This window comes from Vibrio sp., assembly GCF_050299255.1.
GTDB lineage: Bacteria > Pseudomonadota > Gammaproteobacteria > Enterobacterales > Vibrionaceae > Vibrio.
Genome location: NZ_JBNKVP010000035.1, coordinates 20,129 through 36,185, shown reverse-complemented (window position 1 = coordinate 36,185; position 16,057 = coordinate 20,129). Strand labels below are relative to the sequence as shown.

The 16,057-nt window shown below is 49.2% G+C and carries 11 protein-coding genes and 1 pseudogene; 11 read left to right on the top strand and 1 reads right to left on the bottom strand.

What is annotated here, in order from left to right; genetic code table 11:
• The first annotated feature begins 307 nt into the window (after positions 1-307).
• The 8 genes and pseudogenes from secE (at position 308) to rpoC (ending at position 12,299) form a co-directional block, all read left to right on the top strand.
• The gene (secE, locus tag ACQY6F_RS11015; protein WP_020334711.1) at positions 308-688 is read left to right on the top strand and encodes a preprotein translocase subunit SecE; all 381 of its coding nucleotides are present in this window, start codon (positions 308-310) and stop codon (positions 686-688) included.
• 13 nt (positions 689-701) lie between these two features.
• Complete coding sequence (nusG, locus tag ACQY6F_RS11010; RefSeq protein WP_005384681.1) at positions 702-1,250, top strand: transcription termination/antitermination protein NusG; 549 nt, start codon at positions 702-704, stop codon at positions 1,248-1,250.
• A gap of 165 nt (positions 1,251-1,415) precedes the next feature.
• A pseudogene (gene rplK / locus ACQY6F_RS11005) lies at positions 1,416-1,844 on the top strand (50S ribosomal protein L11).
• Between the two features lie 4 nt (positions 1,845-1,848).
• The gene (rplA, locus tag ACQY6F_RS11000) at positions 1,849-2,550 is read left to right on the top strand and encodes a 50S ribosomal protein L1 (RefSeq protein ID WP_014233286.1); all 702 of its coding nucleotides are present in this window, start codon (positions 1,849-1,851) and stop codon (positions 2,548-2,550) included.
• A 292-nt stretch (positions 2,551-2,842) separates the two neighbouring features.
• Entirely contained in the window at positions 2,843-3,337 is a 495-nt protein-coding gene (gene rplJ / locus ACQY6F_RS10995; protein ID WP_020334710.1) for a 50S ribosomal protein L10, read from the top strand.
• A 57-nt stretch (positions 3,338-3,394) separates the two neighbouring features.
• Entirely contained in the window at positions 3,395-3,763 is a 369-nt protein-coding gene (rplL, locus tag ACQY6F_RS10990) for a 50S ribosomal protein L7/L12 (RefSeq protein ID WP_428774353.1), read from the top strand.
• 232 nt (positions 3,764-3,995) lie between these two features.
• Positions 3,996-8,024: a DNA-directed RNA polymerase subunit beta gene (rpoB, locus tag ACQY6F_RS10985; protein ID WP_428774352.1), complete on the top strand. Its 4,029-nt coding sequence runs from the start codon at positions 3,996-3,998 to the stop codon at positions 8,022-8,024.
• Positions 8,025-8,096: 72 nt separating this feature from the next.
• A complete protein-coding gene (rpoC, locus tag ACQY6F_RS10980) occupies positions 8,097-12,299 on the top strand; it encodes a DNA-directed RNA polymerase subunit beta' (RefSeq protein ID WP_428774351.1) in 4,203 nt (1,400 codons plus the stop codon).
• A 189-nt stretch (positions 12,300-12,488) separates the two neighbouring features.
• Here the strand turns inward: rpoC and rsd are convergent, their stop codons facing one another.
• Positions 12,489-12,983, bottom strand: coding sequence for a sigma D regulator (gene rsd / locus ACQY6F_RS10975; protein ID WP_428774349.1), 495 nt, complete (start codon positions 12,981-12,983; stop codon positions 12,489-12,491).
• Between the two features lie 169 nt (positions 12,984-13,152).
• Here rsd and nudC point away from each other — a divergent pair, with 169 nt between their 5' ends.
• The 3 genes from nudC to ACQY6F_RS10960 all read left to right on the top strand — a co-directional run bounded on the left by nudC (position 13,153) and on the right by ACQY6F_RS10960 (position 16,031).
• A complete protein-coding gene (nudC, locus tag ACQY6F_RS10970; protein WP_428774348.1) occupies positions 13,153-13,932 on the top strand; it encodes an NAD(+) diphosphatase in 780 nt (259 codons plus the stop codon).
• Positions 13,933-14,211: 279 nt separating this feature from the next.
• Positions 14,212-15,279, top strand: coding sequence for a uroporphyrinogen decarboxylase (gene hemE, locus ACQY6F_RS10965; protein ID WP_428774346.1), 1,068 nt, complete (start codon positions 14,212-14,214; stop codon positions 15,277-15,279).
• A 116-nt stretch (positions 15,280-15,395) separates the two neighbouring features.
• Positions 15,396-16,031: a TetR/AcrR family transcriptional regulator gene (locus ACQY6F_RS10960; RefSeq protein WP_428774344.1), complete on the top strand. Its 636-nt coding sequence runs from the start codon at positions 15,396-15,398 to the stop codon at positions 16,029-16,031.
• Positions 16,032-16,057: the final 26 nt, after the last annotated feature.

Genomic DNA, 16,057 nt, shown 5'->3' with positions numbered 1-16,057 from the left:
ACAGTAGGTGCTGGTGTTGTTGCTAAGATCTTCGACTAATTCATAGCGAATTAGACGGATGCTATCGGAAAATCTTGAATTAGATTTGACGAACCAGTAGCAAAAAGGGCATCATTTGATGCCCTTTTTCTGCACTCAACATAATTTTTGCTGTTTTCTTGTCCAGAAGTTGCTTGAGTGCGGAGCAAGATTAAGCAAACGGGCTTAATCTTATTAAGAGTACGCTGATTTTTTCAGCGATTTGGAGTTTGTCCTGCAACAGCGGGGTTGTTGTCGTCTATATTAAGACTTGAAACAGGTTGGTTTTATGAAAGCAAATAATGCTGAAACTCCTGATAGCTCAAATGCAGCAGATACGTTCAAGTGGATCGTCGCTTTCGTATTGGCAGCTGCCGCTGTTGTGGGTAATTACCTGTATGGTGAAATGTCTGTAGTGATTCGCGCTGCAGGTGTTGTTGTTCTTATTGCAGCTGCTCTAGGCGTTGCAGCAACAACGACTAAAGGTAAAGCAGCGATCAGTTTTGCAAAAGAATCGCGTATGGAAGTACGTAAAGTTGTTTGGCCTACTCGCCAAGAAACCATGCAAACAACACTGATCGTTTTAGCTGTAAGTATTGTAATGGCTCTAGCGCTATGGGGTATTGACGGAATTATGGTTCGTCTAGTAGCTCTAGCGACTGGGGTATAGAGGGTTTTAATTCATGAGTGAAGCTCCAAAAAAACGCTGGTATGTGGTTCAAGCCTTCTCTGGATTTGAAGGTCGTGTAGCTCAATCTCTGCGCGAGCATATCAAAATGCACGGCATGGAAGAGCTATTCGGTGAAGTACTAGTTCCTACTGAAGAAGTAGTAGAAATGCGCGCGGGTCAGCGCCGCAAATCTGAGCGTAAGTTCTTCCCAGGTTACGTCCTTGTTCAGATGATTATGAACGATGAATCATGGCACCTTGTACGCAGTGTGCCGCGTGTCATGGGCTTCATTGGTGGTACCTCGGACCGTCCTGCTCCTATCACAGATAAAGAAGCTGACGCGATTCTTAACCGTCTTGAGAAAGCGAGCGAAGCGCCACGTCCTCGTACTATGTACGAAGCGGGTGAAGTGGTACGTGTTAATGAAGGTCCATTTGCTGACTTCAACGGTACTGTTGAAGAAGTGGATTATGAGAAGAGCCGCCTGAAAGTGTCTGTATCGATCTTTGGTCGTGCAACACCAGTTGAGCTTGAATTTGGTCAGGTTGAAAAACTAGACTAAGACTCTTAATTTAAAGAGTATAAAAAATCACCTTTTTAGGGTTGTATAAGGCGCGAATTATTACTATAATTTCGCGCCTTTTTACTTCTAGTGAAGTAAAAAGTATCTTACACAAACGGGGAGCTGATCTGTGATTAGCGCTAGTACCCAAATTTAGGAATTATCATGGCTAAGAAAGTTGAAGCTTACATCAAGCTACAAGTTGCTGCTGGTATGGCTAACCCTAGTCCACCAGTAGGTCCTGCACTAGGTCAACACGGTGTTAACATCATGGAATTCTGTAAAGCGTTCAACGCGAAAACAGAATCTATCGAGAAAGGTCTACCGACTCCAGTAGTTATTACTGTTTACAACGACCGTTCTTTCACGTTCGTAACTAAGACTCCACCTGCTGCTGTTCTACTTAAGAAAGCTGCTGGTATTAAATCTGGTAGCGGTCGTCCAAACACTGAAAAAGTTGGTACTGTAACTGACGCTCAAATCCAAGAAATCGCAGAAACTTAAGCTGCTGATATGACTGGTGCTGACATCGAAGCGATGAAACGCTCAATCGCTGGTACTGCTCGTTCAATGGGCCTAGTGGTAGAGGGTTAAGATCATGGCAAAACTAACTAAGCGCATGCGCGTAATCCGCGAAAAAGTTGACGTAACTAAAGAATACGAAATCAACGAAGCTGTTGCTCTTCTTCAAGAACTAGCGACTGCTAAATTCGTTGAGTCTGTTGACGTTGCTGTTAACCTTGGCATCGATGCTCGTAAATCTGACCAGAACGTACGTGGTGCAACTGTACTACCTCACGGTACTGGCCGCGAAATCCGCGTTGCAGTGTTCACTCAAGGTGCAAACGCTGAAGCAGCTAAAGAAGCTGGCGCAGACATCGTTGGTATGGAAGATCTTGCTGAGCAAGTGAAGAAAGGCGAAATGAACTTTGACGTAGTTGTTGCTTCTCCAGATGCAATGCGCGTTGTAGGTCAACTAGGTACTATCCTAGGTCCTCGCGGTCTAATGCCAAACCCTAAAGTTGGTACTGTAACTCCTAACGTTGCTGAAGCTGTTAAGAACGCTAAAGCTGGTCAGGTTCGTTACCGTAACGACAAAAACGGCATCATCCACACTACTATCGGTAAAGCTAACTTCTCTGCAGAGCAGATCAAAGAGAACCTAGAGTCTCTTCTAATCGCTCTTAAGAAAGCTAAGCCATCTTCAGCGAAAGGTACTTTCCTGAAGAAAGTAAGCATCTCTACTACTATGGGTGCTGGTGTTGCTGTTGATCAGGCTAGCCTGAACACTCAAGCATAATTTATTTGCTTAGGTGCAAAATTAGTGTATAATTTTGCGCCTAATATTTGTGGTTGGGGCTGAACTTTGGTTCTTTGAACTGTCTCCTAGTTCGAATTGAATTAAGACCCAGTCTCCGTCCAAGACCGTAGGTGTTTGCTAATTAGTAAACTTAATTACCCTACGTAGATGGTGCCCGAACTGACAGAAAGCTCTATTTTAATAGTTAACTTTCTTCTGGGAATGCACCTCAATAGCTCTCACTGTCGTGATGATAGTGAGTGGTGTAACGACAACCAGGAGTAAATCCAAGATGGCTTTAAACCTTCAAGACAAAAAAGCAATTGTTGCTGAAGTCAACGAAGCTGCCAGTGGTGCACTTTCTGCAGTTGTAGCTGATTCTCGTGGCGTTGAAGTTGGCGCAATGACTTCTCTACGTAAACAAGCTCGTGAAGCTGGCGTTTACATGAAAGTCGTGCGTAACACTCTAGCACGTCGTGCGGTTCAGGGTACAGACTACGAATGTCTAACTGAGACATTCACTGGTCCTACTCTAATCGCGTTCTCTAACGAGCACCCAGGTGCTGCAGCGCGTCTTTTCAAAGACTTCGCTAAAGAGAACAAAGACTTCGAGATCAAAGCTGCTGCATTTGAAGGCGCGCTAACTGACGCTGAAGTACTAGCGACACTACCAACTTACGACGAAGCAATCGCACGCCTAATGATGTGCATGAAAGAAGCTTCTGCTGGCAAGCTGGTACGTACCTTCGCTGCTATCCGCGATCAAAAAGAAGAAGCAGCGGCGTAAGCCTTGCTTTTTACTGGTTGCTTAATAAACTTATTGTTGACTTAAAAGAGAATTGTTATGTCTATTACTAACGAGCAAATCCTAGACGCAGTTGCAGAAATGTCTGTAATGGAAGTTGTTGAACTGATTGAAGCAATGGAAGAGAAATTCGGTGTTTCTGCTGCTGCTGCTGTTGTAGCTGGCGGCGCTGCTGCAGGCGAAGCTGCTGCTGAGCAAACTGAATTCGACGTAATCCTGACTGCTGCTGGCGGTAACAAAGTTGCTGTTATCAAAGCAGTACGTGGCGCAACTGGTCTGGGTCTGAAAGAAGCTAAAGCTCTAGTTGACGGCGCTCCAGCACCTCTGAAAGAAGGTATTGAGAAAGCCGAAGCTGAAGCTCTGAAAGCTCAACTAGAAGAAGCTGGTGCTACTGTTGAGATCAAGTAATTATTGCTTAATCTCTTAGCCGAATGGCTAATGGCTGGTGGTTTATTGACCACCGGCCTTTTTGCGCTGTAGGGTACAGGCGAATTTTCCCGCTGTTTAAGCGCCTCTATCCATGCAAAAAAGCATCTTTTTCATATGAGAATGATGTCACTACAGTAAACAGTTGTTAGTCACTGTCCCACCCCTGTAAGGCGGACAGTTTGGGTCACTTATCAGCGAGCTGAGGAACCCCATGGTTTACTCTTATACCGAGAAAAAGCGCATCCGTAAGGACTTTGGTACTCGTCCACAAGTGTTGGACATTCCATACCTGCTATCGATCCAGCTCGATTCGTTCGACAAATTCATCGAACAGGATCCTGAAGGACAATACGGTCTTGAGGCTGCTTTCCGTTCTGTATTCCCGATTCAAAGCTACAACGGCAACTCCGAGCTGCAATACGTTAGCTACCGTCTTGGTGAGCCAGTTTTTGACGTGAAAGAATGTCAAATCCGCGGTGTTACTTATTCAAAACCCCTGCGCGTAAAACTGCGCCTGGTGATTTTTGATAAAGATGCACCAGCAGGTACCGTTAAAGACATTAAAGAACAAGAAGTCTACATGGGTGAAATTCCACTCATGACTGAGAATGGTACCTTCGTAATCAATGGTACCGAGAGGGTTATCGTATCCCAGCTGCACAGAAGCCCAGGTGTGTTCTTCGACAGCGATAAGGGTAAAACTCACTCATCAGGTAAAGTTCTCTATAACGCACGTGTAATTCCTTACCGTGGTTCTTGGCTGGACTTCGAATTCGATCCGAAAGACAACCTGTACGTTCGAATTGACCGTCGCCGTAAACTGCCGGCTTCTATCATTCTTCGCGCGCTGGGTAAGACCACTGAAGAAATCCTGGATCTGTTCTTTGAAAAAGTGAACTTCCAGGTGAAAGATCAGACACTGATGATGGAATTAGTGCCTGAGCGTCTGCGTGGCGAAACTGCTTCTTTTGATATTGAAGCAGATGGCACCGTGTACGTTGAAAAAGGTCGCCGTGTGACTGCACGTCACATCCGTCAACTGGAAAAAGATGGTATTGACCATATCGAAGTTCCGGTTGAATACATTGTTGGCAAAGTTGCTTCTAAAGACTATGTCAACGAAGCGACCGGTGAGATCATTGTTGCTGCTAACCAGGAAATCAGCCTGGAAGCGTTGGCGAACCTGTCTCAGGCTGGCCACAAAGCACTGGAAACTCTGTTTACCAACGATCTGGACCACGGTCCATTTATGTCGGAAACGGTTCGCATCGACAGCACTGTCGATCGCATCACCGCGCTGGTAGAAATCTACCGCATGATGCGCCCTGGTGAGCCACCAACAAAAGAAGCAGCCGAAGCGCTGTTCGAAAGCCTGTTCTTCTCTGAAGAGCGTTACGATCTGTCGACTGTTGGCCGGATGAAGTTCAACAGCTCTATCGGTCGTGCAGATGCTCTGGAGCAAGGCACACTTGATGAAACCGACATCATCGAAGTGATGAAAAAGCTGATCGCTATCCGAAACGGTATTGGCGAAGTGGACGATATCGACCACTTGGGCAACCGTCGTATCCGTAGCGTTGGCGAAATGGCTGAAAACCAATTCCGTGTTGGTCTGGTACGTGTTGAACGCGCTGTGAAAGAACGCCTGAGCCTGGGTGATCTGGACAACGTGATGCCACAAGACCTGATCAATGCCAAACCGATCTCTGCAGCCGTTAAAGAATTCTTTGGTTCTTCTCAGTTGTCGCAGTTCATGGACCAAAACAACCCGCTGTCAGAAGTTACCCACAAACGCCGTATTTCAGCGTTGGGTCCTGGCGGTCTGACTCGTGAGCGTGCAGGCTTTGAAGTACGTGACGTACACGTAACTCACTATGGTCGTCTATGTCCTATCGAGACACCTGAAGGTCCAAACATCGGTCTGATCAACTCGCTGTCAGCGTTTGCCCGCTGTAACGAGTATGGCTTCCTGGAAACCCCATACCGTCGCGTTGTTGATGGTGTGGTAACGGATGACGTTGATTACCTGTCTGCAATTGAAGAAGGTCAATTCGTTATCGCTCAGGCCAACACGGTTCTGAACGAAGACGGTACCTTCCGCGACGAGCTGATCACGGCCCGTCAGAAAGGTGAATCGGGTCTGCACCCACGTGAACACGTGAGCTATATGGACGTTGCAACCAACCAGGTTGTATCGATCGCAGCGTCACTGATCCCGTTCCTGGAACACGATGATGCGAACCGTGCCTTGATGGGTGCGAACATGCAACGTCAGGCTGTACCGACACTGAAGGCAGACAAGCCTCTGGTTGGTACCGGTATCGAACGTAATATCGCGGTAGACTCAGGCGTAACTGCAGTAGCGAAACGTGGCGGTGTTATCCAGTCTGTGGACGCATCTCGTATCGTTGTAAAAGTGAACGAAGAAGAGTTGATCCCAGGCGAAGCCGGTATCGATATCTACAACCTGACCAAGTACACCCGTTCGAACCAGAACACCTGTATCAACCAGCGTCCATGTGTGATGCCGGGTGAACCGGTACTGCGCGGTGACGTGCTGGCTGACGGTCCTTCAACGGATCTGGGTGAGCTGGCTCTGGGTCAGAACATGCGTATCGCGTTCATGCCTTGGAACGGTTACAACTTTGAGGACTCGATCCTGGTTTCTGAGCGTGTTGTTCAGGAAGACCGTTTCACCACTATCCACATTCAAGAACTGTCTTGTGTGGCGCGTGATACTAAGCTGGGTTCTGAAGAGATCACTGCTGATATCCCGAACGTGGGTGAATCTGCCCTGTCCAAACTGGACGAGTCAGGTATCGTCTACATCGGTGCTGAAGTGAAAGGCGGCGACATTCTGGTTGGTAAAGTAACGCCAAAAGGTGAAACTCAGCTGACACCGGAAGAGAAACTGCTGCGTGCCATCTTCGGTGAAAAAGCGTCTGACGTTAAAGATACTTCGCTGCGTGTACCGAACTCTGTGTCTGGTACCATCATCGACGTCCAGGTATTTACCCGTGACGGCGTAGAAAAAGACAAGCGCGCGCTCGAAATCGAGCAGATGCAGCTGAAGGAAGCGAAGAAAGACCTGACCGAAGAGTTCCAGATCCTGGAAGGCGGCCTGCTGGCACGTGTACGTGCTGTGCTGCTGGAAGGCGGTTACTCTGAAGCTAAGCTGGACGGTATCGAGCGTAAGAAATGGCTTGAACAGACTCTGGAAGACGATGCTCTGCAAACTCAGCTGGAACAGCTGGCAGAACAGTACGACGAGCTGAAAGCCGATTTCGATAAGAAGTTCGAAACCAAGCGTCGCAAGATCACTCAAGGCGATGATCTGGCCCCTGGCGTACTGAAGATCGTTAAAGTTTACCTGGCGGTGAAACGTCGTATCCAGCCTGGTGATAAGATGGCCGGTCGTCACGGTAACAAGGGTGTAATCTCGAAGATCAACCCTGTTGAAGACATGCCATACGATGAAAACGGTCAGCCGGTCGACATCGTACTGAACCCGCTGGGTGTACCTTCGCGTATGAACATCGGTCAGATCCTGGAAGTACACTTAGGTCTGGCAGCGAAAGGTATCGGCGACAAGATCAACCAGATGGTGAAAGAGCAGCAAGAACTGGCGAAATTCCGTGAGTTCCTGCAGAAAGTCTACGATTTGGGCGAAACTCGTCAGAAAGTGGATATTGCCAGCCTGTCTGATGATCAAGTTCGTACGCTGATCAACAACCTGCGTGGTGGTCTGCCGATTGCGACACCAGTATTCGATGGTGCAAATGAAACATCAATTAAAGAGCTGTTGAAATTGGGTGGCTTGCCAGAATCTGGCCAGCTGACTCTGTTCGACGGTCGCACAGGTGATGCGTTTGAGCGTCCGGTAACCGTAGGTTACATGTACATGCTGAAACTGAACCACTTGGTTGATGACAAGATGCACGCTCGTTCAACCGGTTCTTACAGCCTGGTAACTCAGCAGCCACTTGGTGGTAAAGCTCAGTTCGGTGGCCAGCGTTTCGGTGAGATGGAAGTTTGGGCACTGGAAGCATACGGTGCGGCTTACACTCTACAAGAAATGCTGACGGTGAAATCGGATGACGTGAACGGCCGTACGAAGATGTATAAGAACATCGTCGACGGAAATCACAGCATGGAACCTGGTATGCCAGAATCGTTCAACGTACTGTTGAAAGAGATTCGCTCACTGGGTATCAACATCGAGCTAGAAGACGAAGAGTAATCCCACGGGATTATCTGGTAGAAAGGCGCTCGCCGTAAGGTGAGCCCTTTTAACTCCTTACAGGAGCTGATTGTGAAAGACTTATTAAACTTTCTGAAAGCACAGCATAAGACTGAAGAATTTGACGCGATCAAGATCGGTCTGTCTTCACCGGACATGATTCGTTCATGGTCTTTCGGTGAGGTTAAAAAACCTGAAACCATCAACTATCGTACGTTCAAACCTGAACGTGATGGTCTGTTCTGTGCGCGTATTTTTGGCCCAGTAAAAGACTACGAGTGTCTGTGTGGCAAATATAAGCGTCTGAAACACCGTGGTGTTATCTGTGAGAAGTGTGGCGTTGAAGTTACACAAACTAAAGTTCGTCGTGACCGCATGGGCCACATCGAACTGGCATCACCAGTTGCTCACATCTGGTTCCTAAAATCACTGCCATCTCGTATCGGCCTGCTGATGGATATCCCGCTGCGTGATATCGAACGTGTCCTGTACTTCGAAATGTACGTGGTTACAGAGCCGGGCATGACCGACCTTGAAAAAGGCCAGATGCTGACTGAAGAAGAGTATCTGGATCGCCTGGAAGAGTGGGGTGATGAGTTCACCGCTAAGATGGGTGCAGAAGCGATCAAAGACCTGCTGGGTGCGATGGATCTGCATGCTGAAGCGGAACAAATGCGTGAAGAGCTGGATTCAACCAACTCTGAAACCAAACGTAAAAAAATCACTAAGCGTCTGAAGCTGGTTGAAGCGTTTGTTGCTTCTGGCAACAACCCAGAGTGGATGATCCTGACCGTACTGCCAGTACTGCCGCCGGATCTGCGTCCTCTGGTTCCACTTGACGGTGGCCGTTTCGCAACTTCTGACCTGAACGATCTGTATCGTCGCGTGATCAACCGTAACAACCGTTTGAAGCGCCTGCTAGAGCTAGCGGCTCCGGACATCATCGTACGTAACGAAAAACGTATGCTGCAAGAGTCTGTTGATGCGCTGCTGGATAACGGTCGTCGTGGTCGTGCGATCACTGGTTCTAACAAGCGTCCGCTGAAATCTCTTGCTGATATGATCAAGGGTAAACAAGGTCGTTTCCGTCAGAACCTGCTGGGTAAACGTGTAGACTACTCAGGCCGTTCGGTAATCACCGTAGGTCCTTACCTGCGTCTGCACCAGTGTGGTCTGCCTAAGAAGATGGCTCTGGAGCTGTTCAAACCATTTATCTACAGCAAGCTGGAGACTCGTGGTCTGGCGACTACAATCAAAGCCGCTAAGAAGATGGTTGAGCGTGAAGAAGCGGTCGTATGGGATATCCTGGATGAAGTCATCCGTGAACACCCAGTACTGCTGAACCGTGCACCAACACTGCACCGTCTGGGTATCCAGGCGTTCGAACCAGTACTGATCGAAGGTAAAGCGATTCAGCTGCACCCGCTGGTTTGTGCGGCGTACAACGCGGACTTCGATGGTGACCAAATGGCGGTACACGTACCGCTGACTCTGGAAGCGCAGCTTGAAGCTCGTACCCTGATGATGTCGACTAACAACATTCTGTCGCCAGCATCCGGTGACCCTATCATCGTACCTTCTCAGGACGTGGTATTGGGTCTGTACTATATGACGCGTGAAAAAATCAACGTGAAAGGTGAAGGCATGTACCTGGCCGGCCCGGAAGAGGCTGAAAAGGCGTACCGCACTAAGAGCGCTGAGCTGCACGCACGCGTAAAAGTCCGTATTACTGAAACAGTAGTAGACGAAGACGGCAACAGCACCACGGAAACCAAGCTGGTTGATACCACTATCGGTCGTGCCATGCTGTGGCAAATCGTACCTTCGGGTCTGCCATACAGCCTGGTAAACCAGAAGCTGGGTAAGAAGCAGATTTCTAACCTGCTGAACGAAGCGTACCGTAAGCTGGGCCTGAAAGACACTGTCATCTTTGCTGACCAAATCATGTATGCCGGTTTCGCGTATGCGGCACTGTCTGGCGTGTCGGTTGGTATCGACGACATGGTGGTACCAGATGCGAAATACACTGAAATCGCTGAAGCGGAAGAAGAAGTACGCGAAATCCAGGAACAGTACCAATCTGGTCTGGTAACCGCGGGCGAACGCTACAACAAAGTGATCGATATCTGGGCCTCGACCAACGACCGCGTTGCAAAAGCAATGATGGAGAACCTGTCATCTGAAACGGTTGTTAACCGCGATGGTGAAGAGGAACAGCAAGAGTCCTTCAACAGCATCTATATGATGGCGGACTCGGGCGCTCGTGGTTCTGCAGCGCAGATTCGTCAGTTGGCCGGTATGCGTGGTCTGATGGCTCGTCCAGACGGCTCAATCATCGAAACGCCGATCACTGCGAACTTTAAAGAAGGCCTGAACGTACTTCAGTACTTTATCTCAACCCACGGTGCCCGTAAGGGTCTGGCCGATACGGCTCTGAAGACAGCAAACTCCGGTTACCTGACTCGTCGTCTGGTTGACGTTGCGCAAGACGTTGTCGTACACGAACACGACTGTGGCACCCTGGAAGGCGTTGATATGATGCCTCATATCGAGGGTGGTGACGTTAAAGTAGCACTGACTGAGCTGGCGCTGGGTCGTGTGGTTGCTGAAGACGTGTTGAAACCGGGTACTGACGAAGTGCTGATCCCACGTAACACTCTGATTGACGAGAAGTGGTGTCAAATCATCGACGAAAATTCAGTCGACAGCATGCGAGTGCGTTCAGTGGTAACCTGTGATTCTGACTTCGGTTGCTGTGCTCAGTGTTACGGTCGTGACCTGGCTCGTGGCCACTTGGTTAACCAGGGTGAAGCGGTTGGTGTTATCGCCGCCCAGTCTATCGGTGAACCGGGTACACAGCTGACCATGCGTACGTTCCACATCGGTGGTGCGGCATCGACAGCAGCAGCAGAAAACAGCGTTCAGGTTAAGAACAACGGTTCTCTGAAACTGAACAATGCTAAGTTCGTCACCAACAAAGATGGCAAGCTGGTCATTACTTCTCGTGCTACTGAGCTGACCATCATTGATGAATTTGGCCGTACTAAAGAGAAGCACAAGCTGCCATACGGCTCTATGCTGAACAAAGCGGACGGTGCAGCAGTTACTGCGGGTGAAACCGTAGCAAACTGGGAAGCGCACACCATGCCAATCATCACTGAAGTGGCAGGTCGCGTACAGTTCGTGGATATGATCGATGGTGTGACCGTTTCTCGTCAAACCGATGATCTGACCGGTCTGTCTTCAAGTGAAGTCACTGAAGCCGCAGCGCGTCCATCTGCCGGTAAAGATATGCGTCCAGCAATCAAACTGGTTGATGAGAAAGGCAACGACGTAACCATTCCGGGTACTGACATGCCGGCGCACTACTTCCTGCCAGGTAAAGCGATCGTAAACATCGTGGATGGTGCGGAAGTGGGCATTGGTGACACGCTGGCGCGTATTCCTCAGAAATCTGGCGGAAACCGCGATATCACCGGTGGTCTGCCACGCGTTGCTGACCTGTTCGAAGCCCGTAAGCCGAAAGAACCTGCGATTCTGGCTGAACACACAGGTACGATCAGCTTCGGTAAAGAGACCAAAGGTAAACGTCGTCTGATCATCACTCGTGATGGTGGTGATACTTACGAAGAGATGATTCCTAAGCATCGCCAGCTGAACGTATTCGAAGGTGAGAAAGTGGAGCGCGGTGACGTTATTGCTGACGGCCCAGAAGCACCACACGATATCCTGCGTCTGCGTGGTATCCACGCGGTAACTCAGTACATCGCTAACGAAGTTCAGGAAGTTTACCGACTGCAAGGCGTTAAGATTAACGACAAGCACATTGAGACTATCGTTCGTCAGATGCTGCGTAAATGTACCATTACCTTTGCAGGTGACTCTGAGTTCCTGCCAGGTGAACAGGTCGAATACGCACAAGTGAAGATTGCGAACCGTAACCTGGAAGCTGAAGGTAAAGAACCAGCTCGCTTTGAACGCGAACTGCTGGGGATTACCAAAGCATCGCTGGCGACTGAGTCGTTCATCTCGGCTGCGTCGTTCCAGGAAACTACCCGCGTACTGACTGAAGCGGCCGTTTCTGGTAAGCGTGACGATCTGCGCGGCTTGAAAGAGAACGTGATTGTTGGTCGACTGATCCCGGCTGGTACCGGTTTTGCGTACCACCAGGAGCGTCAGGCCAAACGGGTTCAGGAGCAAGAAGGTCCTTCTGCAGAGCAAGCTTCGGATAACCTGGCTGCACTGCTGAATGCCGGTTTCTCTTCAGACGAGTAATCGCAACTTGATCAAAAAAGGCACCTTAGGGTGCCTTTTTTATTGGGTCGGATTCGAAGCTGAAATCAGTCGGATGGCCAGGACTATTGCTATGGCCAGATTGTACGCGCGAAGATATAGCGCCAGTTCAGTGTGAACGCTGAGTTCTGGTGTTTGGATACAGACTAACCGCCTAACCGGGAGGCAAAACTAAGCCCCGGGAGGGACGGCCAAACTGTCCGCGATAAGCTGGATTAAATCATCTTCCACTTCAAACCGCGCTTCGATCACCTCGCCAATTTCAGACAGATCGTCGGCAAAATCTTCCAGTGGATCATCCTCGGTGACGTCAGCGTATTTATCAGTAAAGTTAAGCAGTGGCTCTGTGGTGGCCACTATCTCAGCATAGTTGTGGTTGATCTCATCGGTGGCTTCAAATCCAGTCGCTTTCCACTGGTCCATAACCATGTCATAGATCTTAAAGTGTCCTTCGGAAATATAGTCGACCAGATGTTGGCAGAAGTTCTGCAGTTCTTCAGGTGAGGGAAGCTCAATAACGGAAGATTTTTGCGAACAAGGTTGGAGTGAGGCGAGTTTACAGTACTCGACAATCAGAGACTGGCGGGTTTCCAGCCAGTGGTCTATCACAGCACTAGAGCCACCCCATTGCGATTGGGTTTGTTTGAATTTTTTTAGCATGACCATGTCCTCATGATCGGATCACCATCCGGGTGATCGCAGTTCGAATCGAAGCATACTACTTTTAACCACTTCTTGTCCTGTCCAGCGATTGTCCGCTATAGATGATGACAACCTCTGGTATGAAATTAGATTGCCAGTAAAATGGAACAACTGCAAGCAATCGGGAATCTCAATGTTAAAAAAAAATGACAACCTGGCGCAGCTTGATGCGTTCTGGTGTGTGGTCTCAGGCAGCGAACTCTGGCTGTCTGACGGTGAGTTACCCAGAGGGAGCGCACAACAGCTCGGGCTACCGGCAGAGCAGGCCGTTTGCATCGGCCAGTATCAGAACTCGAACGTCTACTGGCTGAATGACAGCGCGGTAGAGCAGTCTCTGTCGATGGTTTCACTACGCGAGTGTCTCCACTTTGACGAACCGCTGTTTCTGCTGATGAGCAAAGCGGTCCAGTTTGGTCATATGAGTCAGACCATGAGATTCTGTCCCCACTGTGGCGGCCGTACCGGCCTCAATCACAATCAGTTCGCCATGCAGTGCGGCGATTGCCGAACCTTGCACTACCCGCGAATTTTCCCCTGCATTATTGTCGCGGTGCGCAAACAGCATCAGATCTTGCTGGCTCAGCATCCACGTCATCGCAGTGGCATGTACACCGTAATTGCCGGCTTTGTGGAAGTGGGTGAAACCCTGGAGCAGTGCGTGGCGCGAGAAGTGCGGGAAGAGACCGGAATTGAAATCAGTAATATCCGCTATTTTTCCAGCCAGCCTTGGGCTTTTCCGTCTAGTCTGATGATGGGCTTTTTAGCCGACTATCAGCAGGGAGAGTTGCGACCGGATTACAGCGAACTGACCGATGCGCGGTGGTTCGATTGCGATCAGTTACCGGAAGTGGCACCCAAAGGAACCATCGCTCGGGCACTGATAGAACAGACAGTACAAGACATTCAAGGCTGATAAATGGACGCATTTATATTGGCGGCCCGGATAAAAAAAACCCTCCGAATCGGAGGGGGTAAGTAAGATGTCGTTATGAGATGCTGAGTACTAAATACCCAGTTTATAATTGTAGTTTTCGCTAGCGATCAAATTTTTAACACTGTTGACGGTTGGGCGCAATCTGAGCATTGATTTAAAAGTTAATAACATGATCTAGGGCGCAAAGCACGCCGCTTTTGCGACTCAAACGATGTTAGAATAGCGGCTGATCAGCTAGCCGATTTAATGGATAAAAACATGACTGAACTTAAGAATGACCGTTACCTTCGAGCCCTACTCAAACAACCCGTTGACTGCACGCCGGTATGGATGATGCGTCAGGCTGGTCGTTATTTGCCTGAGTATCGTGAAACGCGTGCTCAAGCGGGCGATTTTATGTCTCTCTGCCGCAATGCGGAACTGGCATCGGAAGTGACGCTGCAGCCACTGCGCCGTTTTCCGCTCGATGCGGCGATTCTGTTCTCCGACATCCTGACTATCCCGGATGCGATGGGATTGGGACTGCGCTTTGCGGCAGGTGAAGGGCCGGTATTTGATAATCCGATTACCTGTAAAGCTGATGTAGATAAAATTGGTCTGCCTGATCCGGAAGGCGAGCTGCAATACGTTATGAATGCGGTGCGTCAGATTCGTAAAGATCTGCAGGGTGAAGTTCCGCTGATCGGCTTCTCAGGCAGCCCATGGACGCTGGCGACTTACATGGTTGAAGGTGGCAGTTCAAAAGCCTTCACTAAAATCAAGAAGATGATGTATGCCGAGCCGGCTACGCTGCACGCTCTGCTGGATAAACTGGCGGACAGTGTGATTGAGTACCTTAATGCACAGATTAAAGCCGGTGCTCAGTCCGTAATGGTATTTGATACCTGGGGTGGCGTACTGACTCCACGTGATTACAACCTGTTCTCGCTGCAGTACATGCACAAGATTGTCGATGGCCTGATCCGCGAAAATGACGGTCGCCGGGTGCCGGTAACCCTGTTCACTAAAAACGGTGGCATGTGGCTGGAGCAGATCGCAGCGACCGGTTGTGATGCCGTTGGCCTCGACTGGACAATCGATATTGCGGATGCTAAAGCGCGTGTGGGCGACAAAGTGGCGTTGCAGGGCAACATGGATCCGTCGATGTTGTACGCTCCACACGATCGGATTCGTGAAGAAGTGGCGTCGATTCTGCAAGGGTTTGGTCCTGGCGGTACCGGTCATGTCTTCAACCTGGGACACGGGATTCATCTCGACGTTCCGCCTGAAAATGCTGGAGTCTTTGTTGAAGCGGTTCACGACTTGTCTAAACCTTATCATCAGTAAACGAGCCGCAATCAGCTAAATTTCACATTCCAAGCGCCTGAGTTCCTCAGGCGCTTTTGTTATTGAGCAAACTAATCGTATACTGATGGGATAAATGGAAAGGGATTGAATTATTGATGAAAACTCGTGACAAGATCGTGTTAGCGGCACTAGAGTTATTTAACGAAAACGGCGAACGTAACATCACCACCAACCATATTGCAGCGCATATCGATATCAGCCCGGGCAACCTCTACTACCATTTCCGCAACAAACAGGAAATAGTTCGGGAAATCTTCACCCTCTATTCCGGCGAGCTACTGGAGCGTTTTACTCCCATCCAGGGCCAACAGGAGAGCCTGGTGTTACTGAAACATTATCTGGATTCGATCTTTACCCTGATGTGGAAATACCGCTTCTTTTACGCCAACTTACCCGAGATCCTGCAGCGTGATGAAGAGTTGCATCAGGACTATATTCAGGTGCAGGAGAAGCTCCAGCAGAATCTGATCAATATTATGCGTGCTTTTGTCGAGCTGGACTTACTTCAGGTTGATGAAGCGGAGATGAAATCTCTGGTGACGACGTTACACCTGATAGCCTCCAGCTGGCTGGGTTATCAGTCGGCAATGTCACCCAAAGAGCAGATCACTGAGCAGGTGGTACTGCAAGGAATGCTGCAAATGATCGCGGTCGTCAAGCCGAAAGCTACCGCACAGGGGGCTGAGCAGTTGCAGATGCTGGCTGAAGGTGTCATGGCGATGTACTCTTAGGGTGGCGAAACCTAAGATATAACCTT